This is a genomic window from Gordonia sputi NBRC 100414 (genome assembly GCF_000248055.1).
Lineage (GTDB): Bacteria > Actinomycetota > Actinomycetes > Mycobacteriales > Mycobacteriaceae > Gordonia > Gordonia sputi.
In genome coordinates this window covers 23,665-47,968 of sequence record NZ_BAFC01000117.1, presented here as the reverse complement: position 1 = coordinate 47,968, position 24,304 = coordinate 23,665, and the positions used below count along the sequence as shown (strand labels likewise).

General features: G+C 66.7%; 20 protein-coding genes. 9 read left to right on the top strand and 11 right to left on the bottom strand.

The features are described from left to right. Window positions 1–129: 129 nt before the first annotated feature. The 3 genes from GOSPT_RS19495 (at window position 130) to GOSPT_RS19485 (ending at window position 6,161) form a co-directional block, all read left to right on the top strand. On the top strand, window positions 130–1,746 hold the full coding sequence (locus tag GOSPT_RS19495; RefSeq protein ID WP_005208327.1) for a hypothetical protein: 1,617 nt from the start codon (window positions 130–132) through the stop codon (window positions 1,744–1,746). A gap of 243 nt (window positions 1,747–1,989) precedes the next feature. Beyond that, window positions 1,990–3,660, top strand: a complete 1,671-nt coding sequence (locus tag GOSPT_RS19490) for a hypothetical protein (RefSeq protein ID WP_005208326.1) — start codon at window positions 1,990–1,992, stop codon at window positions 3,658–3,660. Window positions 3,661–3,848: 188 nt separating this feature from the next. Beyond that, the gene (locus GOSPT_RS19485; RefSeq protein WP_005208325.1) at window positions 3,849–6,161 is read left to right on the top strand and encodes a helix-turn-helix transcriptional regulator; all 2,313 of its coding nucleotides are present in this window, start codon (window positions 3,849–3,851) and stop codon (window positions 6,159–6,161) included. Here the strand turns inward: GOSPT_RS19485 and GOSPT_RS19480 are convergent. Both GOSPT_RS19480 and GOSPT_RS19475 read right to left on the bottom strand, forming a co-directional pair. After that, a complete protein-coding gene (locus GOSPT_RS19480) occupies window positions 6,135–9,011 on the bottom strand; it encodes an AAA family ATPase (RefSeq protein WP_005208324.1) in 2,877 nt (958 codons plus the stop codon). The genes GOSPT_RS19485 and GOSPT_RS19480 overlap by 27 nt on opposite strands. Window positions 9,012–9,118: 107 nt before the next feature. After that, on the bottom strand, window positions 9,119–10,498 hold the full coding sequence (locus GOSPT_RS19475) for a hypothetical protein (protein WP_141630943.1): 1,380 nt from the start codon (window positions 10,496–10,498) through the stop codon (window positions 9,119–9,121). A 338-nt stretch (window positions 10,499–10,836) separates the two neighbouring features. On the opposite strand from GOSPT_RS19475, the gene GOSPT_RS19470 reads away from it, so the two are divergent. After that, window positions 10,837–11,415: a hypothetical protein gene (locus tag GOSPT_RS19470; protein WP_005208322.1), complete on the top strand. Its 579-nt coding sequence runs from the start codon at window positions 10,837–10,839 to the stop codon at window positions 11,413–11,415. 525 nt (window positions 11,416–11,940) lie between these two features. Beyond that, window positions 11,941–12,249 (top strand): hypothetical protein, encoded by a 309-nt coding sequence (locus tag GOSPT_RS23710; RefSeq protein ID WP_141630942.1) that lies wholly within the window; start codon window positions 11,941–11,943, stop codon window positions 12,247–12,249. A 41-nt stretch (window positions 12,250–12,290) separates the two neighbouring features. Here GOSPT_RS23710 and GOSPT_RS19455 read toward each other — a convergent pair whose 3' ends face one another. The 9 genes from GOSPT_RS19455 to GOSPT_RS19415 form a co-directional block, all read right to left on the bottom strand. Further along, a complete protein-coding gene (locus tag GOSPT_RS19455) occupies window positions 12,291–12,794 on the bottom strand; it encodes a hypothetical protein (protein WP_005208320.1) in 504 nt (167 codons plus the stop codon). A gap of 160 nt (window positions 12,795–12,954) precedes the next feature. Then, window positions 12,955–13,371 (bottom strand): Rv3654c family TadE-like protein, encoded by a 417-nt coding sequence (locus GOSPT_RS19450; protein WP_005208319.1) that lies wholly within the window; start codon window positions 13,369–13,371, stop codon window positions 12,955–12,957. After that, window positions 13,368–13,745, bottom strand: coding sequence for a TadE family type IV pilus minor pilin (locus tag GOSPT_RS19445; RefSeq protein WP_005208311.1), 378 nt, complete (start codon window positions 13,743–13,745; stop codon window positions 13,368–13,370). Before GOSPT_RS19445 ends, GOSPT_RS19450 begins: the two co-directional genes overlap by 4 nt. A gap of 1 nt (window position 13,746) precedes the next feature. Further along, entirely contained in the window at window positions 13,747–13,980 is a 234-nt protein-coding gene (locus tag GOSPT_RS19440; protein ID WP_039856757.1) for a DUF4244 domain-containing protein, read from the bottom strand. A gap of 83 nt (window positions 13,981–14,063) precedes the next feature. Continuing rightward, entirely contained in the window at window positions 14,064–14,672 is a 609-nt protein-coding gene (locus GOSPT_RS19435) for a type II secretion system F family protein (RefSeq protein WP_005208307.1), read from the bottom strand. Beyond that, window positions 14,669–15,499 carry a type II secretion system F family protein gene (locus GOSPT_RS19430; RefSeq protein WP_005208306.1) on the bottom strand — a complete coding sequence of 277 codons (831 nt, stop codon included), beginning with the start codon at window positions 15,497–15,499 and terminating at the stop codon, window positions 14,669–14,671. Before GOSPT_RS19430 ends, GOSPT_RS19435 begins: the two co-directional genes overlap by 4 nt. Then, the gene (locus GOSPT_RS19425) at window positions 15,496–16,710 is read right to left on the bottom strand and encodes a TadA family conjugal transfer-associated ATPase (protein WP_051994075.1); all 1,215 of its coding nucleotides are present in this window, start codon (window positions 16,708–16,710) and stop codon (window positions 15,496–15,498) included. The genes GOSPT_RS19430 and GOSPT_RS19425 overlap by 4 nt, the downstream gene beginning before the upstream one ends. Further along, the gene (gene ssd / locus GOSPT_RS19420; RefSeq protein ID WP_005208303.1) at window positions 16,707–17,768 is read right to left on the bottom strand and encodes a septum site-determining protein Ssd; all 1,062 of its coding nucleotides are present in this window, start codon (window positions 17,766–17,768) and stop codon (window positions 16,707–16,709) included. Before ssd ends, GOSPT_RS19425 begins: the two co-directional genes overlap by 4 nt. 1,168 nt (window positions 17,769–18,936) lie before the next feature. After that, entirely contained in the window at window positions 18,937–19,692 is a 756-nt protein-coding gene (locus GOSPT_RS19415; RefSeq protein ID WP_039856728.1) for a Fic family protein, read from the bottom strand. Between the two features lie 105 nt (window positions 19,693–19,797). Here GOSPT_RS19415 and GOSPT_RS19410 point away from each other — a divergent pair, with 105 nt between their 5' ends. From GOSPT_RS19410 to GOSPT_RS19395, 4 genes are all read left to right on the top strand, one after another. Further along, complete coding sequence (locus GOSPT_RS19410; protein ID WP_005208294.1) at window positions 19,798–20,277, top strand: GyrI-like domain-containing protein; 480 nt, start codon at window positions 19,798–19,800, stop codon at window positions 20,275–20,277. A gap of 173 nt (window positions 20,278–20,450) precedes the next feature. Beyond that, window positions 20,451–22,403 (top strand): acetate--CoA ligase, encoded by a 1,953-nt coding sequence (gene acs / locus GOSPT_RS19405; protein WP_005208293.1) that lies wholly within the window; start codon window positions 20,451–20,453, stop codon window positions 22,401–22,403. A gap of 196 nt (window positions 22,404–22,599) precedes the next feature. Next, entirely contained in the window at window positions 22,600–23,256 is a 657-nt protein-coding gene (locus tag GOSPT_RS19400; protein ID WP_005208292.1) for a HEAT repeat domain-containing protein, read from the top strand. After that, window positions 23,222–24,241 carry a HEAT repeat domain-containing protein gene (locus tag GOSPT_RS19395; protein WP_245548747.1) on the top strand — a complete coding sequence of 340 codons (1,020 nt, stop codon included), beginning with the start codon at window positions 23,222–23,224 and terminating at the stop codon, window positions 24,239–24,241. Before GOSPT_RS19400 ends, GOSPT_RS19395 begins: the two co-directional genes overlap by 35 nt. Window positions 24,242–24,304: the final 63 nt, after the last annotated feature.

Here is a 24,304-nt window from a genome sequence, read left to right as displayed (position 1 = left end):
TCTTTTGTCGATCCGACGTGCACAGTCATCGGCGGTGCCGCCGGCGAGTGGCGACGGCGTCCACCTCCGGGGTCCACCTGGCGACCCCGACTACTCACGACTGCTCGCCACCGGTTTCTAGGAGTGACAATGATGAACGCTGCCGTTCGCCCGCGGGCGAGCATGATGGCCCTTGCCGGGTTCTCCGTGGCGAGTGCCGCGGTGATCGGGGCCGTCCCGTCGATGAGCCAGGCAGCCACGTATGCCGCCGCCACGCCCACCGCTGTGACGCAGGACGCTGCTGTAGCGGCCACCGCAGCCCTGGCGGCACCACTCGCCGCAACATTTTCTGCCGCAACACCTTCCGCTGCCGACACCGACCCGCTGGCGATCTACCAGCAGGTGCTCACCAAGGCACAGGCTGCCATCGAGAAGCTGAAGAAGTCGGCGTCGAAGACCGAGTACCCGATCCTCAACCAGCTGCTGGCGAACCAGACCGCGCTGGTCAACGGCATCATCAACGGGGCCGTCGCCGGTGAGTGGAAAGAAGGCAAGGCAGCCGACTTCTCGCCGATCTGGGCCCAGATCCAGGCCGCACTCGACGGCTTGGACTCCGCGGGCATCGAAGCCAACGTCACCGCGGCACTCTCCGACCAGCTCCCCAAGCTGCTCGAAGCCGTCTCGACGTCGCTTTCGTCCGGCGACATCGAAGGCGCGATGAACAACCTGCTGCTCGCCGTGGTCACGCCGGTGTACTCCGTGATCAAGCCGACCAAGGCAGGCGGCGTGGTCCCGACGCTCGTCAAGCTGCTCAACGTTCCGCTGAACGCCGGCCTCATCGCTGCGGGTGCGATCCCGAACGCCGACCTCGCCGCCGCCATCTCGACACCGATCAGCAACGCCATCAAGGTGAACAACGTGATCGGCTCCGACTTCGCCTACATCGGGATGGGGATCATCAGCCCGGTCGCAGGCGGGATCGGCGGCTTCGGTCGCGGCGTGCAGAACGTGATCGACGCCCTGGGCACCAACGATCTCGAAGGCGCGCTGACCGCACTCGTCCAGGCGCCTGCCATCACGCTCGACGGCTTCCTGAACGGCGGCTACGGACCGAGCGTCGGCGGACTGGTGGGCGTCGGCGGACTGCGTGTCGTCAGCGGCGGCTTGCTCGGAGGCGCGCTGCAGCTCATCGGAAAGGACGCCGACGGCAACCGCGCCACCATCATTCCGGGCACCGGCTGGGTGCTTCAGCGCCTTCAGTCGGACATCATCAAGGCCATCACGCCGGTGCCGCCGAAGACCGTGAGCGTCGACATGGCGACGCTGGTCGCGGCCCAGACCGACTCGACCGTGACTGCTTCCGACGCGGCTACCACTGCTTCCGATGCGGCTACGACTGCTTCCGATGCGGCTGCGCCGACGACAACGGTCGCAGATGACACAGAGGCACCCGCCCAGCCTTCCGGCGGCGATACGTCGGGCAGCGTCGAATCATCGGGCACCGCAGATGATTCGAAGTCCGCCACCGACTCGACGTCGAGCAGCACGGGTTCGAGCACCGCGGGCTCGAGCACTAAGGGATCGAGCAGCAAGGGATCGAGCACTGCGAGTTCGAAGGGAACCGGCTCGGCTACCGACGCTGACGCGGCAGACACAAAGAAGTCTGCGGACTCTGCAGCGTCGAAGTCCGGAGCGGACTCGGCAGGAAGCTCAGCGTCGAAGTCCGGAGCGGACTCGGCAGGAAGCTCAGCGTCGAGCGACAACTGATCGACACCCCTCACGACGCCTCGGCGCCCGCGGACACGTTCTCCGCAGGCGTCGGGGCGTTTTTGTGCGTCGTGTTCCGCTTCACAAGCTGAGTCACGCGGCTACCGGCTTGCGCGCATCCCGTCATTTTGCAGTGCGAACGAGGCACCCTCGACGACGGCGCGTCGGGTGGTGGCGGCGCGCTGCAATCGGGTCGCTCGGGGGCGGACGAGGTTCTGGTGCCGCCACTGACAAGGAGTGACCATGAAGAACGCTGTCGTTCGCCCGAGGGTGGGCGCGTTGGCCCTCACGGGAATGTCCATCGCGAGTGCCGCAGTGATCGCAGCCGTCCCGGCGATGAGTCAGGCCGCAACGGTGGCCGCAACCGAGGGGGCAGCGTCGACGACGCAGCTCGTCGCGGACACCGCAACCGTCGGCGCACATGCGGTGACCACCCTGGCCGCCGACGCCGACCCGACGCAGATCTACGCGGACGCCATCCAGCGCGCACTCACGAGCATCAAAGCGCTGCAGGCCAATTCGCCCGATAAAGCACTCCCGATTCTGAGTCAGGTGTTGGAGAACCAGCTCAATCTCGTCAAGGGCGTCGCCGACGGCGCTGTGAACGGCGAGTGGAAGTCGGGCACCAGCCCCGATTTCGCTGCGCTGTGGAAGCAGGCGTCCGAGGCCGCGAGCGGCGTCGGTCCGGGGCTGTCCGGCGCGGTCAAGGACGTTGCCGAAGCACTGCGCAACGACGTTCCGCAGTTGCTCGCCGCCGCCACGGCTGCCCTGAAGGCGGGCGACATCGAGTCGGCGATGAACAACATCCTGTTGGTCGCCAGCGCGCCGATCTACGCGGCAATCAATCCGTCCACCGGATCAGTGATGCCCGCACTGATGAAGATCCTCGACGTGCCGCTCGACGCCGGTCTGGCGCTTGCCGGAGCGATCCCGAACGATCGAATCAGCGCTGCGCTGTCGGAGCCGTTCGCTGCGGGTAAGCGCCTGGTCTATCAGGTACCGGACGTCGTACTCTTCGCCGGAATGGGCATCATCAGTCCGCTGGCCGGTGGCCTCGGGGCGGTCGGGAATGCTGTCCAGACCGTGGTCGACGGCGCCGAAGCCGGTGACATCGGGCAGGTCGCGACCGCGCTGATGCAAGCGCCGGGCGTCATGCTCGACGGCCTCCTCAATGGCGGCTATGGCCCGAGCGTCGGCAACATCATCGGTCTCGGCGACTTCCCGGTCATCAATGGTGGCCTACTGCATCCCGCGCTCGACAGCAGCTTCGACGAGGACGGTCAGCTCAACATCCTCCTGCCGGGCACGCTCGGCGCACTGCAGCACATCGTGACGTCAATCGCGACTGCGCTCGCTCCGCTACCTCCGAAGACGTCGTACACCGTCGATGCGTCGCCGGTCGCGAGCGCGCCGATCGTCAGGGCCGCGACGCCGGTAGCCGCCGAAGCCCAGGGCGCAACGGCCGCAACGGATCTCGCGACGACTACCACCTCGCCGGAAACCACAGACTCCGGTTCGTCCGACGCCGGTGCGGTCACGCCGAGCGAGAGCGTGACGGGGTCGGGTGGCACGGAGGATGGCGTAACGGGGTCGGGCGGCGCCTCTGCACCTGCCACCGTCGGCGACGACGCGACCGGAGCGACCGGAGCGACCGGAGCGACCGACAACTCCCCCGCAGCCGACCCCGGCACGACAATCGGCGCCGACACTGCCGGCACGGGTTCTCCCAGCACGGGTTCTGCGGGCAACGGTTCTGCGGGCACGGGCTCTGCGGGCGCCGGCACCGGAGGAGCTTCGAGCTCCGACGCCACCGCCTCGGCGGACTCCGACGCCACGTCCTCACCGTCGTCGTCACAGGCATCGAGCAGCAACGCGTCGAGCGCGTCATCGACGAGCGGTTCCGCCTCGAAGTAGCAGCTCCACGAACAACGCGGCGCCCACGACCACCTCGGTCGTGGGCGTCGCTGTGTTCTGCCGGCCGGGCACGGCTTGAAGTGCCGACTCCAGCTTCCGGCAACCCGGACATCTGGGCGCCTCCGAGGTGAGCTACATTGTTGTTTGTACTTGCAAGTAACTTAGCTCACAGGGGAGGTGCAGCAGCGGTGGTGTCACACACCCTGACGGCGCGCGACCGACTCCTCGGATCACTGGGCGCATTCGTCTCGTCGCCGACCGACCATTCGATAGCGCTCGTCGGCGAACCGGGAACCGGGCGCACCGCGCTGCTCGCCGCGGCCGAACGTATGGCGTCGGACGCCGGATACCGACTCGCACGACTGAACACGCGCGCAGGCTCCGAGTCGGTTCTATCCGAACTGGCAGCCCACCTCCGCGAATCCGCCACCTCCGAGCACCATTCGGGCATCGCCACGGACGACAACGCCAACGATCTGCGACAGACGTTGCTCAGCCTTGCTCGCCTGCCGCGATCCCACTCGCTTCTCATCGGACTCGACGACGCCGATCGGCTCGACGACGATGCCGCACAAACACTCTCGTACCTGAGTCGACGGCTGACCGGCAGCAGCGTCAAGCTCGTCACCACCTGCGTGCCCGGCGTCGCGGGTCTTCCCAGCCATGCGGTCGACGTCGCGCTCGCGGTCCATCCGCTCGACGCAGCGGCGTCTGATCACTTTCTGCGCCTGCACTTTCCGAGTCTCGATTCCGATGATCGTCGTCGAATCGTGCGTCGCGGAGACGGCCGTCCTCGCGAACTGGTCCGCGCGGGCTATCTCGCCATCGCGTCGACCGAGGCCCCACCATCGACGAGCGACCACACCTCACTCGGGCTCGACCACGACGACGTCGCAGATCTCCTACAGCGATCCGCTGCTCAGGCCCTTCGCCATGGCGACTCCCATACGGCGGCACACACATTCCGCCTCAGCGCCGCACACACCACAGAGCCGTCTGCCAAGGCTCGACGACTCGCCGCGGCGTCGGCTCTGGTATCCGCGGTGAGCGCCGATATCCCCACGGCCAGCGCACTTCTCGACGAAGCGGTGAGCATCGACGCCACGGCGACACGCTCACTCGAGGCGGTCGTCGCGCGCTCGTATCTGTCTGCAAAGGCCCCGGAGTCGATCCGCGAAGCGCAACGGACTTTTGCACGAGCGATTCGCGCACATCCTTCGGAACCGGGCGATCGTATTCTCGACGATGCGCTCTGGTCGCACTACCAACTCTGCCATCTCGACGACCGGCCGGAGCACTGGTCAGAATTCGCGTCTCTGGTGGAACAACACGACACGATCGCACCGGAGTGGGCACTCATTGCGGCGCAGACACTTTCGCCCGATCGCGCGTCCCATGAGTACCTCGACGCCAGACTTGACCGACTGATCGACACCCTGCAGCACTCAGCCGATTCCGCGGACGTGGTGCGCAGCGCGTTTGTCGCGACCTCCCGCAGCAGCAGCTATTGGTGGCGGGCCGCATTGCATCGGGTGTGGACCGACCCACGCACGTCGGTCACCTCCTCGGCTTGTGCCGCATGGATGCTCGGCTCCCACTATCTGGGCGCGGGACGCTGGGACGAGGCGCAGCGGACTCTCGACGGCGGCATGGCTCTCTGCCGGGAGTCGGGCCTGCAACTCTACGCGCTGGCCTATCTGGTCAGAGCACGAAAACTGTTGTCCGCGTATCGCGGAGAGCGCGTCCCGTCCACCTCACTCTCGGCGCCCCAATGGATTTCCAAGGGCGTGGGCGTCACACGACACGACAGCCACCTCCAGGCCGTCACGGCTCTCGGTGCGGGTAATCCGCGAACCGCACTCCGCGTCTTCCGCGCCTCCAAAGACGGACCTGCCGACGTCATCACCCGCGGCGACCGCGCCATCATCGACCTTGCCGAAGCCGCCGCTGAATGCGAATCGCCGTCGGCAACAGCGTCGGTGGCACGGGCGCTCGCCGACGTCGGCTTCGGACCCGACGTCCGGCTCGCATTCCTGCGTGCAGGTTCGTACGCGATCGTCACCGACGATGTCGAGGCGTATCGCTCTGCGATCGCAACGCCCGGCGCCGACCGATGGCCGTTCGACGTGGCGCGAGTGCGCTTGCATTTCGGGCGTCGGTTGCGCATGAACGGCCTCGGTCGCGCCGCGAGAGAGGAACTCTACCAAGCTCTCTCGACGTTCACCGTGCTCGGCGCCGACCACTGGTCTGCTCGAACCGCCGATGAACTACGGTTGCTCGGCGAGTCGGTCACCACCTTCACGCCGCCACGTCGATCCCCACAGATTTCCGCCACGGCACATCGCATCGCCGAGATGGCCGCCTCGGGGATGTCCAACCGTGCCATCGCATCTCGGATGGGTATCGCGCCGAGTACGGTGGGCAGTCATCTCTCGCACGTATACCGGACCGTCGGAGTGAGATCCCGTACGGCGCTACGTGACTGCGCGCTCTTCACCTGACCTGTCGGCCGCGCGACCACCGGGCACTGATCTCGGGACTGCGAGCACGTCGCGCAGCTCCACTCGCGACGTCACTCCCAACTTGGCGTAGATCCGATACAGATGATTGCCAACGGTGCGATGCGAGATGTCGAGTCGTTCCGCGACGGCCTTGTTGGTCAGGCCCGACGCCGCCATGTCTGCGATACGTCGTTCATAGGCGGTCAGTTCCGAGTCTGCCGCCGTGACGTTGCGAGTCGGTGCTGTGGCGTCGAGCTCCGCCTCGGCGCGCGCGGCCCACGGCGTGGCGCCGAGGTCGACGAACGTCGAGAGTGCCGCTCGCAGTTGGGTCCTGGCCGCGACGAGCTCCTGCTTGCGTCGCAGTTCCATGCCGTAGGTGTACTGGATACGCGCATACTCGTACACCCACTGGTCGGCGCCCGGCACTGCCAGCGCCTCCTCGAACAAGGCGTCCGAGTCGTCCGGACTGATCACTGCCCGGCATGCCAGCGCAATCATGTTCAGCCGCGGTGAGATTCGGTCGAGCCGGGCTTCTTCGATGGCTGCGACATGCGCTCGCGCATCGTCGCCTCGACCGGTGCGTGTCGCCGATCGGACCAGATCCAATGCGATCATTCCCGACATCGAGACGTACGGTCCGAGCTGACCCACCGGACTGACCGCCGTCGCGTGGATGTACACCGAACCCACATCTCCGCGCCCACCGGCGACCATCGTCCACAGATGTTCGGCGAACCGGACGAGCACGAAGGCACGCCGCGGTAGAGCCCACGCACGCATGCGCGCCGCGAGTTGCTCCACCACGTCGACCTCACCACGAACCGCGGCCACCATGCCGAGTAGATAGTCGGCGAGCCAGCCGAGGTGATCGTGGCCGTCGACGTCGCAGACCACCTTGGCCCGCTGAGCCAATTCTGTTGTTGTCGACCATCTCCCACGGTGGAACGCTTCCTGAGCCAGCTGCAGCATCGCCCACACCGCCGCGATCGACGGCCTGCTCGCTACGTCGCGGCGGGTGTCTACGCCGTCGATCAGTTCATCGAGTACCACACGACACTCATCGATCCGGTCGAATGTCGCAGCCATCTCGGCGATCTCACCGATCCACAGCGGAGAATGGTCGACCGACAACCCGGTGATCAGCGCGTCCAGAGTTGTCTGCTGGACGACCGACAACGTCGACGGCCCCTTCCAGAGTGCCGCCACAAGTCCCAGTGCCGACGACGCTTCGGGCGCCACCTCGTCGACGATCCGCCGATACCCCTCCCACAACTCCGCACGCCCACCGAGCCAACACAACTCGCGCAACGCCTCGACGGCTTCGACGACCACCGGATCGTCGGGGTCGTGCGGCGCAGTGCGTTCGAACGCATCCATCAGCATCCGATAGGCAGTGTCGACGTCGCCATTGTCGTCGATGACGATGACCGCCGACGCGGCGAGTGCGTCGGTGATCGAGTTCTCGAAATGTCGCTGCCCTGTCTGCATTCCGACGAACATCTCCCGCGCTGCGTCACGATCGACGCGTGCGGCAACCTGCGTTGCACGGGCCAGTCGTCGGTGACGCTCCCGGGGATCACCACTGAGCTCGACGGCCCGCCGGAGCCGGGCCAGCCCCGAACGCCACTCGCCTGTGCACAGATCGGCCTCCGCGGCCACTTCGAGTTGAGCTGCCAGCGCGTCGTCGAATGTGGTTCTTCCCGTTGACATATCGGGTGTGATCCCAGCCGAGCACTGCGGAACTCGCGCGAGTGATCGATACGCCGACGATCGCTCGTCATCGGTTGCCGCACTCATCAGCGCCGATCCGATGAGCGCTGGGGTGAAGCGGATTCGTGGGGGATCTGCCGACGGTGACTCGCCGTCGACGACGCTCAGTTCGATGAGTCCCGCCGTGATCGCCGGGGCGACGACGTCGGAACATGTGCGACTGCCGAGCGTCGCGAGGAGATCCGCGACCGGAGTGTCGGGAGCCAGCGCGTGCATCAACAGCAGGCGTCGTGTCGCGGCCGGAAGGTCGGGAATCTCGGGAACCAGCCTGTCGCGCAACACAGTTGACATCGGAAGTACCGGCGGCAACGACGCCGAGCCGTCGATCTGGTCGTAGCGTAGTTCGGTGGGCAGCGCACGCAGTGCGAGCGGATTGCCTTCGGCGGGTGCCAGGACACGGCGCCGCACGTCGAGCGCCATACTCGGATGGTTCAGAGGTAGCAGCGTCGACGCGGCGTCGCCATCGAGCGGCCCGACGTCGATGATCGTGCTCGGGCCGAACCCGCACCGCATGTGCGTCGGAGCGGTTGCCACGATGGCGACACGTGGCAACCGCGCGATCACGAGCGCCTCGAGCACCGCCGCCGAGCTCTGATCCGCATGATGGAGATCGTCGACGACGATGACGACCGGTGCGCGAGTGGACATCTCGTCAACCAGGGAGACGGCCGCGCCCGCCAACGCTGCGGGCGTTGGTGTTTCTCCGGCGTCGAGTCCGAGAGCGAGACGTAGCGTCGAGACATGCTGCGACGCAACATGTGCCGGATCATCGACGAGATGCAGCAGCAGCACCTGCAGAAGCGCATTGGGGAGGGACTGCTCGAAGGCGACCGCACGTCCGAGCAACACCGACGCTCCGGCTTTGCCTGCACCATCTGCGACGGCAGTCACCAGCGCCGTCTTGCCGACGCCCGGTTCGCCGCGCACCAGCAAGACTCCGGTGCCACCTGCGAACACGGAGTCGATGACATCGGCGAGTTCACGTTGCTCACGTTCGCGGCCGAGCAACGTGCCGCGACGCACTGGCCCAGAGGGCTCTGCGCGGTCGTCGGAACGCTCCGCGACACATTCGGCCGACACCCGATCATCTCCCGTGGGCAACACTGCCCGTAACGAACTCAACAGACGAGAGCGGACCGGACAGGCACTCCCCGCAGAGCGCCCAACCGCTGGTCACGATTTTATCGTCAGGCCGCTGCACCGGCGTCGGCGGGCGTGGAATCTGTGGACGTGGAGTCTTTGGACGCCGAGTCGGCGGACGTGCCGTCTGCCGGTGCGGGATCCGTGGGTGTCGCTTCTGCGGACACGGGGCCTGTCGACGGCTCGGACCCTTCGGCGCTCGGCGTCGGATCGGATTGTGTTCCGGTTCCCGGGTTCTCGACGCCGCTGGGTGCGGGATTCGTCGTCGCCTCGTGCTGTGGCGGGGTGGTTGGGGTCGAATCAGCGCTCGGCGTCGACGGCGTACCAGGAGCGTCGACATCATCGCGGTCGACGTCCGGTGTCGCGTGGGTCGAGGATGCACCGGAACTCGCGGCGACGGAGTCTTGCTCAGCAGCAGAATCCGCTACGACAGGGGCGTCGAGGGTCGCTTCGTCCGGGGCGTTCACAGCCTTGGGCGTCACGGCGCGCGAGGTGGATTGCGGCGGGGCGATCGCGTAGGAGATCGTCTGCGCGATGAGTTGCAGCGCAGGGATCGTGCCGGGCATCTTGATGCCGTCGTCGGAGATCTCGGCATGTCCGAGCAGCCCTCCGGTGGTGATGGACACTCCCGGGAGGTCGAGGCCGATAAAGCCCGCGACGTTCGGTTCGTAGCCCCCGTTGAGCACCCCGTCGACCACGATGGCGGGGGCTTTGAGGAGTGCGGTCACGGTCGCGTCCAGATCGCCTGTCGACAGGCCGTCGACGATCCCCTGGATCGCGGCACCAAGTCCGCCGTACGCACCGACCGCCGGGCCGATCAGTGCGAGGCTACCGAGCAACACGAGGTTGGATCCCTGCGTGTTGATCACATTGACCAGGTTCTGCATCGGAACAGTGATGATGTTGGTAATCGATTGCAGCAGTTCGGGAGTCGTGAGCAGACCGCTTCCGCTGATGATCGGCACGATGGCCGCGAGGAAGACACTGTTCAACGCGCCCTGAATGTTCCCCTCCCGCAACGCTGTACTCGCCTCGCCCAGATATCGCGGAAGCTGCGTCTGCAGTGCCGCAACGATTCCCTCGCCCGCGTTCCCGAGTGCACCACCGAGATTCGACAGCGCCGTCGTCTGGTTACGGACGACCTGGGTGAGGATCGGAGTGAGTCCCTGCTGATCGAAGGTGCCACCTATCTGGGTGATGTTGTCGATGACGCTGTTGATCACCTGCTCGTAGAACTCCGCGGCGCCTCCGCTGACCGCGGTGGGCGCGGTGGGCGCTGCCTGTGCGCTGAGGGCGGCGCGGTCGGCCGCGACCACCGCCGCCGCGGCGTGCGCAGACGGTGCTGTTGCGATCGCGACGGCACTGGCCACTGCGCCTGCCGCCACGATTCCCGCGCCGATTCGATTCCGTGTGTGAGAGCGACTCATGACGTCCATGTGCGTGACTTCTCCTAGACCCTGGATTCGAACGGCTGTGGATTCGAACGGCTGTGGATTCGAACGGCTGTGGATTCGAGCGGTGTCGGCTCGACCTGTCGAACGGATGCCGACGACACTCATCGCAGAAGTCTCAGCGAACTCTCAGGCAACGTCGGGCGAATGGCGAAAGCTGTGGCAAAACTACTCAGCTTGGACGTGTGACCAGTGGCGTCTCGATGGGTACTCGACCCAGGTCAGGTGCGGGCCACGCGGATCCGTGACACGTCGAATTCGACGAATCCGGCCACTACCGCCTGTCACAGACTGTTCTCAGGGATACTTGAACGATGCATGAGGGGACCCCCGATCGTGTGACTCCGTCGCCACTCATTACCCGTGCGCGTCCAGCGTTCTTCCTACTGGCGCGTCCGACGGGATCGGCTGACACTCTGCCCGCGTCGATCGGCGAGCCGGACGTGTTCTACTCCGAGGCACAGGCGCTCGATGCACTCGACATCCACTTCGCCTGGTGTGCCGCCCGTTTCGACGCCCACGTCGTCGACAATGCGCAGTGGTACCTGCAGAGCGCGATGGTCGGGCCACGCATCGCCACCGCGCTCGGCGAGGTCTACCTCGCGGCCGACACCGAGACCGGCGAGGTCCACGCCGCCGCAGGCGCATTCCTCACCGAGAGCGAGGTGGTGCACTGGGCGCCGTTCGTCGACGCGGTGGCACCACGCATCCCGAACAGCCGCATCTCGAGCGCCGGCATTCCCGACGGACCCACGCCCAAGGGAGGTCCTGGCCGACTCCGACTCGCCTACCGCGGCGACGCCGAGGTCTCGTTCTCCCAGGTCTGGTTCGCTCCGATGGATTCGACACGCGTGTACCCCAAACGCATCCACATCGGCGACGACGCTCTCTGAGTTTCACACCCGCACCGACGCCAAGCTCTCGGCAGCCGTTCGGCCGAATGACTCGGTGTCGCATCGCGGCTTCTCGCTGCGATAGTCGGTCAGAGGCCCGCGCTTCGTCCGATTGAGTCATGATCGCGTGTTCACGTCACCGTCGGATCGAGTACCCATCGGGTCCAGTCATCGAGAGGAACGGTCATGTGCATCGATCTACCCGAGACCAGACGACAACGGACACGGCTCGCGAACGCGTGCGTACTCGGTTCTGCCGCAATCGCGTTGGCACTGACAGCGACCGGATGTGGCACGCACCAAAATGCATCCGCGACGCCCACCACGCCATCGGTGGTCATCACGTCGACCGTCACCGCATCTGCGACCGCCCCCGGCACCGAATCTCGCACCGCCCCCGGCAACACGGACCAGACCGACGTCGACTCTGCCGCGCCAGTGAACACCGTAACGGCATCAGCGAACCCGAAAGCACTATCGGGCGCTGGCGCTTTCACCGGGGCGTGGGAGGGTCACACGCGGGACATGAACCTCAAGGCCGACGGCACCGGCGACATGTCGGTATCGATCGGTGTCGCCGACGGCGAGAAGTGGGCGCTCACCTGGAGCGCCCACTCCGACAGTGTCACCATGACGCTCGGCGACCGGATCTGGCAGCACGGCGAAGGGCTGGGCGACAACTCGATGCACGCCGGCGCCGTGTATCACGGTGTCCTGGTGAAGGATTCAGAATCGAAAACCTACATGCAGATGGCCGGCTTCACCTCCGCCGAGCACTCGCTGACCTGGTGCAACCCGGACAAGTACGGGTACTCGCGGGAGTGCGGAGCCTGATCAGGCCCCGCAACATCAAAGACCCTTAAGGTAATAGCGAACTATGCGCCGCATTCGCTGGCGTAATCGTTGGTGCGGCAGAACGGAATCGAGTCCTGGCCGGGATGCAGCGACATCAACAGGACCGTGTGTCCTTCTCGTTTACCCAGCGCGCCCTCGAACTGCTTCCCGGCGCCCAGTATTCCGTAGCTGCCCTGACCCAGCTTCTTGGTCTGCGTCTTGACCTCAGTCAGGATGCCGCAGTCGGGGAACACCGTGGTCTTCTGCGCCTTCCAGGCCAACGTCCACGTTTCGCTATTCGACGCACCGCTGCCGAGTGTGATGGTTCCGGAACCGTTGTCGCGCAGATCAATCGATCGCCCGTGCCCAACCCACTGCCCCGCATACGGCGCGCGATCCGAGCATGCCTCGGCCGGGGCCGACGATGCAGGCGGTGCCGCGTACCGCGGGTCCTTGGTCCCTCCTGCGTGTGCGGCAGCGGGCATCGACAGGACCACCGCGGCAGCACAGAGTGCAGCAGCGCCGGCGGAACGGGAGAACTTCATGGACGACCTCCGAGATTCGGACGAACGAGACAGTAGTGCGCCATTGGACGGTACCCAGCCCGATGCTGCATCGATGTAACTCGATCGGGTGAAAGCCGTCATTTGAGTACGAACGGACCACATGGCCCGGCACCTGACGGTGTCACGGGTCGGGAAGGCGTCACGGATCCTCGGCCGGGCCGGCTCGTGCCCGCGCCGACGCTGCTCGGATCCCCAACGTCCCCAACGACACCGAAACGCGCACGCCGACCACGACGTCCTCACCGACGACCGCGCACTCGAACACCTCCGCCCGTGGCCGCTGCTCGGCGGTGAGCGACCTGGCCGTGGCACACGGATCACCCCGCGCCGCAACATGATCGGCCGCCGCGGCCAACGCGGCGAGATCGGCGGCCGACTGCGCCCGATGACGAGCCAGCGTCGCCGCACCCACATAGATGACCAACACGATCAGCGCTGCGATACCCGCGATTGCCCCGGCCGCGGCCACGGTGGCGTAGCCGCCCTCGTCGCGGAGAAGTCGAGTGAAGCGTGAATCCCGCTGCGCCCGCGCCCCACCCGACCGGCGACAGGTCACCGCCCCACCCCGGGCGCGACGTCGACCTGGTCGGCACCGTCGGGCTCAGGGACGGCGACGGCCCGCGCAGACAGTGTCAGACCCGGCACCATCGGCGCACCGCGACGGACCTCGACGACGATCCGATCCGCCTGCGCCGCAACAGAGATCTGTGCACCCGGCACGATCTGCTCGCCTACGGCACGGGCGTTATCGTCACCAGCGGCCGTCAGCCGAGCGACTTCGCGGGCGGCGTCGGCACAACGGACCTGAGTGGTTACCGCCATGACCACGCCAACCGCGAGAATCACCACGATCACGACAGCCGAAATCGCATACGCTCCCTCGATCGTGACCATTCCCGACTCGTCGTCGACAATCCGTCGCGGCCGCATCTCAACCCACCGACGTGTTGAGCGCCTTGGTGATGATCCCGGTCAGAGCGCTGACAATGTTGTCGCCACTGACCACCGTGTACAAGATCGCCCCGAACGCGGCTGCGGCAATCGTGCCGATCGCGTACTCCGCGGTGCTCATGCCTTCGTCGTCGGTCATCAATCTGGTCAGGTTCGCGTTGGTACGACCCGTGATTCGTTCGATTCCGCTTCTGGTCGCGTGAAGGATCTTCATGATGTGCCTTTCGGTTGAGGTGAAACTCATTGGTGCTGCAATGCTTTGACGTTGGGAACCCACGAAGAGATCCATCGGGTTTTCTACAGACCGGAGAGTGTTGAGCCCGCGAGGCCGATCACGACCGGGACGATGCCGAGACACACGAACGCGGGGAGAAAACACAGGCCGAGCGGACCGCTCACCAGCACCCCTGCCCGCTCGGCACGAGCATGCGCGTCGTCGTGCGCTCGACGTCGGGTTTCGGTGGCAAGCTCACCCACCTGGGCCGACAGCGCCGACCCCGCACGAGCTGATCGCCGAGCTAGCATCGACAACTGCTCGAAATAGTCGGTGCCGGAGTGTTTTCGGCGTGCTGGTCGAACTCCGAGCGGCGTCGACCACGCACGCTCGGGCTCGGCGCCGAGCTCGAGTAGCTCCGCCGTAGCGGTCAGCGGCTCCGCCAACGTCGCCGGTGCTGTCTGCGCCACGGCGAGTGCGGAGGCGGGAACCGTGAGACCTGCACGCAGACACACCGCGAACAGGTCGAGGCCTGCGGCGATGGCAAACGGATCGTCGACCTCACGGTTCTTTCCGAGCCACCGCGCTTCGCCCGATGGACGATCAGGCGGCTCGACGACCCGATACAGCAGCCACCGGCGCGGTGGCAGGATCAACACCGCTGCAGCGAGTAGCAACATCGACATCGTCATCCGCGCACCACCTTGTCGGTGATGCGTTCGGTCCACACCATGCCCGCGGCGACCAGCGCCGTGCCGATCACCAGCAACATGCCGCCGAGACCCCCGCCGAGCAATACCTGGATCGGGCGCGCGCCCGTCGCCTGACCCAGCCCTATCCCGAGGAGCGGAAGTCCCGCCAGCACAACGGCAGTCGCGCGCGGCCCCGCAAGGCCCGCTCGCGTGCGCTCGGTGAATGCGCGTCGCGCGGAGAGGTCGGCGCGCAACGACTCGAGCAACTCCCCCATCGGGACGCCCGAGTGCTCCGCGGTTCGCCACGCGACGGCGATCCGCCGCCACGACTGACCCGAAGAATCCGAACCAGATCCCTGTCCCCGACTCTCAGACGCCCCATCGACGACGACGTTCCCACCGAGTTCGGCTCGTGCGGCCAACACGGTCAGCCCTTCGGCCACCTCCGATGGACTCTCCCCTCCCTCCGAGATCTCCCGCGCTGCAACGGCACATGCGCGGGCGGGCGGAGCTCCCACCGACAGCTCGGCGATCATCAGCGCCAGAGCGGTCAACATCTCGTCGCGCTGAATCTCGTGCTCGGCCGCACGACGTCTTCGCCGACGGAGCCAGACGACCAGTGCCACCACGATCGACGCCGCCAGCGCACCCGCGATCCCTCCGACGAGCATTGCCACCAGCGGCGCGCAGACCAACCCAAAAGCGCTCGGCTGCAACCGGGTCCACCGCGTCGCCGCCGTCCCGGCCAACATCGACACCCGATGCTCGGCCCGACTCGTCGGCCACCACATCACCGCAATCGCAAGCGCCGCCAACACGATGCTCATGTGCGCTCCTCGACCAACGCGTCGAACTCCGCGCGGTGCTCGGTGAATCCACTGTTGCGCAGCCAAACCGGCAGGATCGTCACCCATCCATCGGCGTTCCGGGACACCAGCCCGACTTCGACAATCCCCCGCGCTCCACCGGCCGTGCGGCTGACGCCGACGACGATTCGGACGGCGGCCGCGAGCTGTGAGTGCAAAGCCTCCCGGTTCATTCCCCCCAGTGCCGCAAGCGCTTCCATACGGGCAGGAACCTCCGACGTCGAGTTGGCATGCAACGTCCCACCGCTCCCTTCATGGCCGGTGTTGAGCGCGGTGAGGAGGTCGATGACCTCGGCACCGCGAACCTCCCCGACGATGATGCGGTCGGGTCGCATCCGCAGCGCTTGTCGAACCAGGACACGTACCGGAACCTCGCCCATCCCTTCGACATTCGACGTTCGTGCGACAAGACGCACCACATGTGGGTGCGCAGGGGCGAGTTCCAACGCGTCCTCGACGCACAGCACCCGATCAGTCGGGGCCATGGCACCGATCAACGCGTTCAGCAGAGTCGTCTTGCCCGACCCGGTTCCGCCGACGATAAGGAAGGCGAGACGTGCGGCGACCATCGCTTCGAGCACCTCGACCAACTCGGGCGGGACCGCCTCCGACGCGATCAGTCCCGCCATATCCATTCCGGCCGTGCGCAATACCCGCAGAGAGATACATGTACCGTCCGCGGCGAGCGGAGGGATGACCGCGTGGAGCCGCACGGTGAGCCCGCGTCTGCCGAGCGACGTGAGCTGGGCGTCGACCCACGGTTGCGCGTCGTCGAGACGTCTACCGGCGCCGAGAGCCAGCCGACTAGCGAGTCGTCGGACGGCCGCATCGTCGTCGAAGGTGATACCAGTCGGTTCGAGACCACTGCCGCGATCGACCCAGACCCGCTGCGGTCCGACGACGAGCACGTCGGCGACACCGGGCTCGGCGAGCAGTACCTCGAGTCGGCCCGCGCCGGTCAGTTCGGTCTGCAGATGCCGCAGTGCCGCAAGCAGATCGGTGTCGCCGAGAACACCACCCGACTCCGCGCGAATCGCCTCCGCGATGACCGCTGCCGTCGGTTCGGCCGACTCCTTGGCGAGGCGCTCACGCACCCTGTCGATCAGAGCGTCGTCGGATAATTCGGTCGCCGCCTGCACGCGTGAACTTCGCTGCGTCGCAGCACTACTCATGATGCAGCCACTCGAGCGTCGGTGAATCGGGAGTACACGGCCGACGCCGCGCGCCCCAACGGACTGCGCGGCGCGACCCGCAGACGTCCTGCTTCGAGACGCGTGGCCAGGCGCGGGTCGGGCCGGCACGCGGCGATCAACGGCACACCGACCGCATCGGCAACCTGCGCTGCCCGCAACCCGCCGGGAGACGGCCCGCGGATCACGAGTTCGACACGCGGGCACGCCGTCAGCAATCGAGCGATCAGGAGACGTGCGGCTGCGGTACCTGCGACGGTCGGAGTGGTCACCACCACCACCAATTCGGCCGACTCGGCCACTGCGCGCACCACCGGGGTGTCGGCGCGCGGGAGATCCGCGATCACCAGGTCGCCGTGCGCACGACCGGCATCTACCGCTGCGAGCACAGGTCCACGCGAGAGCGGCCGGATGTCGTCACGCCTCCCGGTGACCAACGCGAGCCTGTCGTTGTAGCGCGGCAACGCATTTCGGAGCGACGCACCGCTGACCGCACCCTCGTCGAAGGAAAGGTCTTGCCAGCGGAGTCCTTCACGCGCTTCTACGCCGAGCGTGAGATCCAATCCGGCCCCGAGTTCGTCGAGGTCGAGCAGCAACACCCGCTCGCCGCTGTCGACGGCAGCCAGCGCGCTCGCCACGGCGAGCGTCGACGCTCCCGCCCCGCCGTGCGCCGGAATGAACGCCAATGCTCCTGCTTGGCGCGACGCCGGCAGCCTCAGTTCGGTGAGAGTCCGCACCAAATGGGACTCATCGTCGGGAAGTACAGCCGAATCGACGGCCCCGAGATCGAGCGCACCACGCCATGTCGCAGAAGCGGGTTCGACATCGGAGATCAGCACGACTCCGCCGCGCCGTGGCAGCGAGCTCTGCGCGAGCGTGGCGACAGCGGGCGGATCGAGCACGACTGCACGAGTTCTCAACCACTCCCGCCGGCACTCACGCGCGTCACCGGAGATCAGGCGATATCCCGCTGCGGCAGCGCACCGGGCAACGTCGTCGTGCAAATGTTCGGCCACGAGGGCGAGGAGGTCGTCGGACATGAACTGAGCATGCGTCGAACCGCCGACCGGTACGCTCCACCGTCACGATGGGTGGCGCATCTGGGGACAGAGACTTGCCTGTGGATGAGCGCGCACGCCCAGCGCAGCTCAACCCGTAAGGGTCGACGCAGCGCAATTCACAATAGTGAATTGTTGATACGGCGGTGTACGCTGATGTCGAACGCAGCCGGATTGACGAGACGAGACCGCCTTGACGCGGCCAGACCGTCCAGCCCAGAGAGCAACCCAGCCCGGTTGCTGACAAAGAAAAGACCCCCAGACAGAGGACAACCCCGGCCAGGGGGGGAGGGGGCCGGGGTTGTCGCGTTTCAGCCCCGGGGGGTCGGGCTGAAAGGCGCCGGTTCAATAGAGAACCGGGTAGCACTGGCTATACACACTCGAACGCCAGGTGAGAATACTGATTGCAGCATTTGCGATAGTTCGCCGAGCGGTCGTTCGTCCCAAACGGCCTTCGTGATGCGCGAGGCCTGGAACTGCGGATACGTCGATCCATCCCTCCGCGAGACGGGTGCAGTTAAAGATGTCTAACCAAATCCGCACGAGTGATGTGTGGGCCAGACGGCCGGCAGGCATCTTTCGGGCCCGATCCTGATCACCTCGTTTCTCGCCCCGGGACCCGTCGGTCGAGCTCGCTTGCGAGAGTTTCCAGGGCGGCCCGCCAAGGGGCTTGATGTGACGCCGATCACGGTGTAGAACGTAAATCACGGAAACCTCGTCGAGCAAAGTCCGATCCGGAAGAGAAGGACCGAACCCCCCGGCGAGCACTCCCAGCACGGGCGGCAAGCACCCACGCGGAGCACGCCGCATGAGGCACAAGTGTTGTGCGCCTGCGACATCGCGGCTTCGAGCAACAACTCCGACAACTGCAGCGCCACGCCTGGCCCGAGAGTTCGTCCGGCACCGACATCGACGGATGCCGTGAGCGGGCCAGAGAGCAAGGGCAGCGCGACGGAGGAGACCTGTTCTCGCAGAACGTGATCCCTCGCCGAGGCGGTGACCACAACCCACCGCAGCACGCTTGGTAACTTGGGTCCGTGCTACGCGGGCGGCAACCTGTCGAGAGACAGGTGGGCCGCCCGCAGTGCTGTCTGGGGCAAGTCTTCGCCCGCTGGCAGCGTCCGGCTCCCCGGCACCAATCAGACAGCCATCATCCCGCGCGAGCGGCGTCGGCGATCGACTTCGCCTCGGTCGCTCCGGTCACCATCGCCTCGCAGCAGAACACGATCCACGCGCCGAGTGCATCTGGCTGACCGGTACCGAATCCCGTTGCCAGCGAGTGATATTCGTCGACTTTCTTGAACCAGGTCACCTCGGGTACGCCGAGGTTGTGTGGATCGAGACCACTCGACGTCGACGTCAGGCGCGACGCCGCGCGGGCGACGACACCGCTGGCACTCCCGAAGGCGTCGAGCGTCAACAGTTCGCCGTGCACCACCGCGGCCAACACCGGCGCAGGTGCCGACGTCGCTCCGGTGATCAACTGGCCGAGGAGTTCGAGTCGCGTCGCGACGTCGGCTCCCGGTCGCGGACGGCCGAGCAGGTCGGGGTCGTCGACGAGGTCGGCGGCGGCCAGCATATGCAGCCGCGCGAACGCCTGCGCGGGCGCGCGTCGATACACCGACGTCAACGCATCGAGCGAATCACCGTCGAGCGCCTGGGCCACCCGCATCGCGCCGGCCAGGATCGGGTCGTCGAAGTCTCCGTCACGCCTCAGTTCGACGCTCCCCCCGTCGATCGCCGCAGACGATCGGCCGGCTCGCCACGACGCCTCGGTCGCGGTGTTGTTCCAGCCACGCAGATTGGCCGGATGCCGGTGCACAGCGCCGAGCGCATCACGCGCACGGTCGGCGGCCTCGCGCACGCCGGGCAGCTCCACAAGCGGCGCGAGAGGGTCGGTAGTCACAGTCGGCCACGGTAATCGATGCCTGCGCTGCCAGATTGTGTGCCCCGCGGACGCTCACCCAACGAACGCCCGGTCGGAGCCACGCAACTGTGACACCGTCGGTCTATGTCCATCCTCACGCAGCACCCACAGATCACCACCGTCGACGCCGAGCAGCTGGCGCTGATCCGCGCGACGGTACCCTTTGACGCGCTGCGCGGCCTTTACGACGACGCGTTCAGCAGACTGCCTGCGGCGATCGCGTCGTCGGGGCTGGCGATCACCGGACCGCCACGTGGGCTGACCTTCGGACTCCCTACCGACACCATTGATGTCGGTGTCGGCTTCCCCGTCGAAGGAGTCGTCGAAGCGACCGATGACGTGACGCCGTTCCAGACCCCGGGAGGTCGCGCGGTCACCTACGACCACCGCGGCAACTACGACCACCTGTCCGACGTCTACGCGACGTTGTTCGCGTGGATTGCCGATCACTCCCTGGTTCGCGGGGATGTTGTGTGGGAGATCTATCTGACTCAGCCGACTCCCGACGCCGATCCGGAGGACATGGTCACACAGATCGTTGTCCCGGTGACAGACGCCGTGTGAACCGTTCGTCGCGCCCCATCGACAGCTCGGCGCGCGAGCTGTGCCGCCAGTCCCCCGGCGCCTGCAACGCCACCCCAACGTGACTACCCTCACAATGAGACCCCGGCACGCCCCACCTCACCGCGGGTGGAGTCGCGTGAATGCACACCGAGAGTGAAAGGCCCTGCTCAGAGATGTCCACAGCTGCACACCCCACCGCACAGGTGTATCCGCCGACGCCCGAGTTCGCCGCGCAGGCGAACGGCACCGCCGCGCTCTACGACCACCCCGACGCCGACCGCCTCGAGTTCTGGGCGGAGCAGGGCAGGCGCCTGGACTGGGACACCGATTTCGACCAGGTCCTCGACTGGTCGGATGCACCGTTCGCGAAGTGGTTCGTCGGAGGCAAACTCAACGTTGCGGTCAACTGCGTCGACCGCCACGTCGCCGCGGGCAAGGGCGACCGCGTCGCGATCCACTGGGTCGGCGAGCCCGGCGATTCGCGTGACCTCACCTACAGCCAGCTCAAGGACGAGGTGTCCAAGGCTGCCAACTACTTCTCCTCGATCGGCCTGGTCCCCGGCGACCGCGTGGCCATCTACATGCCGATGGTCCCCGAGGCGCTCGTCTCGATGCTCGCGTGCGCACGCCTCGGCCTGACCCACTCGGTCGTGTTCGCCGGGTTCTCCGCAGGCGCGCTGCGCTCCCGCGTCGACGACGCCGAGGCCAAACTCGTCATCACCACCGACGGCCAGTTCCGCCGCGGCAAGCCCGCACCTCTCAAGACCGCCGTCGACGAAGCACTCGGCACCGGCGACGACGCCGCGAAGTCCGTCGAGAAGGTCCTCGTCGTGCGTCGTACCAATCACGATCCCGATCTGAACTGGGTCGAAGGTCGCGACGTGTGGTGGGAGGACACCGTCGACGAGTCGTCGACTCATCACGAACCCGAAGCCTTCGACGCCGAGCACCCGCTGTTCCTGCTTTACACGTCGGGCACCACCGGTAAGCCCAAGGGCATCGTGCACACCTCGGGCGGCTACCTCACCCAGGCCAGCTACACCTTCCACTACGTCTTCGACCACAAGGAAGGCCGCGACGTCTTCTGGTGCGGCGCCGACATCGGCTGGGTCACCGGCCACTCGTACCTCGTCTACGGGCCGCTCTCCAACGGAGCGACCGAAGTGGTCTACGAGGGCACCCCCAACTCCCCCAACGAGCACCGTCACTTCGAGATCATCGAAAAGTACGGTGTCACAACGTATTACATCGCTCCCACGCTGATTCGTACGTTCATGAAGTGGGGTCGCCAGATCCCCGACGCCCACGATCTGAGCTCCATCCGACTGCTCGGCAGCGTCGGCGAACCGATCAACCCCGAGGCGTGGAAGTGGTTCCGCGAGGTCATCGGAGCCGACTCGGCACCCATCGTCGACACCTGGTGGCAGACCGAGACCGGCGCCATCATGATCTCGCCGCTACCCGGCGTCACCGCGACCAAGCCCGGCTCGGCCATGGGACCGCTGCCCGGCATCTCGGCGAAGATCGTCGACGACAACGGCCAACCCGTCAGCGCGGGCGAGCAGGGCTACCTGGTCCTCGACCAGCCGTGGCCGTCGATGCTGCGCGGAATCTGGGGCGACGACGAGCGCTACCGCGACACCTACTGGTCGCGGTTCGCCGAACAGGGTTGGTACTTCGCCGGCGACGGCGCCCGCTACGACGACGACGGCGCGCTCTGGGTCCTCGGCCGTGTCGACGACGTCATGAACATCTCCGGCCACCGCATCTCCACCGCGGAGGTCGAATCGGCCCTCGTCGGGCACTCCGGTGTCGCCGAGGCCGCCGTGATCGGGGCTGCCGACGAGACCACCGGGCAGGGCATCGTCGCGTTCGTGATCCTGCGCGAAGGCGTAGAGAACACCGGAGATCAGCTGATCAAGGAACTACGTGAGCAGGTATCGGTGGAGATCTCCCCGATCGCCAAGCCGCGTGAGATCAATGTCGTGCCCGAACTGCCCAAGACCCGATCGGGCAAGATCATGCGACGTCTCCTCAAGGACGTCGCCGAGGGCCGTGAGCTCGGCGACACCTCGACACTGGTCGATCCCTCGGTGTTCGAGGCGATTCGCAGCCGAAAGGGCTGATCCGCACCATAGTGCTCGCCCGTTTTCAGTCATTCGGCGCGGCGCCGGCCGGCAAAAGCCCAGGTCGGTGTCGACGGTCGTCGCAAAAATGACTGAAAACGGGTGAGCTGCGTCTGGAGACTCGTTGTCCCGGCGGCCTTGCTCTTGACCCTGACACGGTGACAGGGTTTTGACTCCGGTCGCGGAGGTGATCACGATGACTCAGACACTGATCGACGCGCTGTCGGCGCCGGATTCGTCGATTCGGCTGCGGGCAGCACTGGCGGCGGGGACCGAACCCGAGCCAGCGCTGGTCGACGCGCTGGTGCACCGGAGCGGCGTTGAACCCGACTTCTTCGTCCGCGACATGCTGACCTGGGCACTCACTCGGACGCCGCACGCAGCGACGGTGCCGCGAGTGGTCGCGGAGTTGGATTCGACGTCGGCGCAGGCTCGCAGTCAGGCGTTGCACACGCTGTCGAAGATCGGCGATCGCAGTGTCTATCCGCACGTCATGGGCCTACTGCACGATCCAGACGACGACGTGGCCCGGACCGCGTGGCGGACGGCGGTGGCGCTCGTTTCCGATGAGGACGTCTCCGATCTCGCAGCCGCCCTGGCCGCCGAACTCGGCCGCGGCAACCGGGAGGTGCAGCGCAGTCTCAGTCGTGCGCTGAGCGCGCTCGGCGAGGCCGCAACCGGCGTTCTCGACGCGGCGAGCACAAGCGGCCCCGAAGCAGTGCGCCTTCACGCCGACGCCACCCGGCACCTGATGAACGACCCGGACGGCGACTTCGCCGACGCGGTCGAACAGGCAAGGCGCGCACTGACACTGCGCGGTGCACCCGTCCGCATCGACGATGCTGATCGGTGAGGTGTCGCGGCATTCGGGCGTCAGCGTCCGGATGCTGCGGCACTACGACCGGCTCGGGCTGGTGCGGCCGGCGACCCGCACCGCGGGCGGTTACCGCGACTACTCCCCCGACGACATCGCGCGACTGTTCCGCGTCGTCGGACTGCGCGCGCTCGGAGTGCCGTTGGCAGGCATCAAGACACTGCTGGACACCCCGGGGACTGCCGAGCCCGCAGACATGGTCGACGAGCTCATCGCGCAGACGCGCCAACGACTCTCGCGCGAGACCGAGTTGCTCACGCTCCTGACCCGCATCGCCGACGCCGCGCCGACCGACTGGGAAGACGTGCTGAACTCGGTGAAACTCCTCCACGACCTCGACTCCGACTCCGCGGCGCTCCGCCAACGAGCCGCACTGACCGCGCACGACGGTCGACTCTCGCCGGAGGCGCTCGCGAAAGCCGTTCTGGCCGAGCCCGATACGAATGTCGCCGGCACCCTCGTCTGGGCGCTCGCCAACTCCGCGGATCCGGCCGCCGAGGCCGCACTCGCTACGGGTCTCGACTCCGCAGACCCCGAGATCCGACGCCGTGCGGTCTCGGCGATCACGAAGCTGAGCACCGACACGTCCGTCGAATTGCTGCGGCGCGCACTCCACGACTCCGACCGCGCCGTCGCCGATGCCGCGTCGCTCGCCCTCGCACTGCGGGGTGACACAGCCATGCTTCCGCGGTTGATCGACATGGTCGTCGACGGCGGTCATGACGTCGACGCCGCCGATGCGATCCGCGACCTCGCTCACACCTCAGCAACCGCCGACGAGATCGCGACAGAACTCGGCCGACTCCTCGACAGCGACCACGTCGATCCGCAGGCCCGCAGCAGACTCGCCCAGGCACTCGTCGACCTGCCGGGCGAGGTGGCCGCGCACATCCTCGACGCGCACACCGATGACCGCGATCCTGCGGTGGCCGCACTCGCCACGCTGCGACAACACCGCTCCTGACCGGGTCGACCCGCCGCCACACCACGTCGTCGTGGCGGCGGGCACAACCGCGAAGACCCGCGC

Bases quoted from the DNA above. Each gene is read 5' to 3' on its own strand.
- GOSPT_RS19455 (WP_005208320.1), bottom strand. From the start codon at position 12,794: ATGAAGTTCTCCCGTTCCGCCGGCGCTGCTGCACTCTGTGCTGCCGCG.
- acs (WP_005208293.1), top strand. From the start codon at position 20,451: ATGTCCACAGCTGCACACCCCACCGCACAGGTGTATCCGCCGACGCCC.
- GOSPT_RS19445 (WP_005208311.1), bottom strand. From the start codon at position 13,745: ATGCGGCCGCGACGGATTGTCGACGACGAGTCGGGAATGGTCACGATC.
- GOSPT_RS19490 (WP_005208326.1), top strand. From the start codon at position 1,990: ATGAAGAACGCTGTCGTTCGCCCGAGGGTGGGCGCGTTGGCCCTCACG.
- GOSPT_RS19475 (WP_141630943.1), bottom strand. From the start codon at position 10,498: ATGAGTCGCTCTCACACACGGAATCGAATCGGCGCGGGAATCGTGGCG.
- GOSPT_RS19440 (WP_039856757.1), bottom strand. From the start codon at position 13,980: ATGAAGATCCTTCACGCGACCAGAAGCGGAATCGAACGAATCACGGGT.
- GOSPT_RS23710 (WP_141630942.1), top strand. From the start codon at position 11,941: ATGAACCTCAAGGCCGACGGCACCGGCGACATGTCGGTATCGATCGGT.
- GOSPT_RS19410 (WP_005208294.1), top strand. From the start codon at position 19,798: ATGTCCATCCTCACGCAGCACCCACAGATCACCACCGTCGACGCCGAG.
- GOSPT_RS19470 (WP_005208322.1), top strand. From the start codon at position 10,837: ATGCATGAGGGGACCCCCGATCGTGTGACTCCGTCGCCACTCATTACC.
- GOSPT_RS19400 (WP_005208292.1), top strand. From the start codon at position 22,600: ATGACTCAGACACTGATCGACGCGCTGTCGGCGCCGGATTCGTCGATT.
- GOSPT_RS19425 (WP_051994075.1), bottom strand. From the start codon at position 16,710: ATGAGTAGTGCTGCGACGCAGCGAAGTTCACGCGTGCAGGCGGCGACC.
- GOSPT_RS19495 (WP_005208327.1), top strand. From the start codon at position 130: ATGATGAACGCTGCCGTTCGCCCGCGGGCGAGCATGATGGCCCTTGCC.
- ssd (WP_005208303.1), bottom strand. From the start codon at position 17,768: ATGTCCGACGACCTCCTCGCCCTCGTGGCCGAACATTTGCACGACGAC.
- GOSPT_RS19435 (WP_005208307.1), bottom strand. From the start codon at position 14,672: ATGACGATGTCGATGTTGCTACTCGCTGCAGCGGTGTTGATCCTGCCA.
- GOSPT_RS19430 (WP_005208306.1), bottom strand. From the start codon at position 15,499: ATGAGCATCGTGTTGGCGGCGCTTGCGATTGCGGTGATGTGGTGGCCG.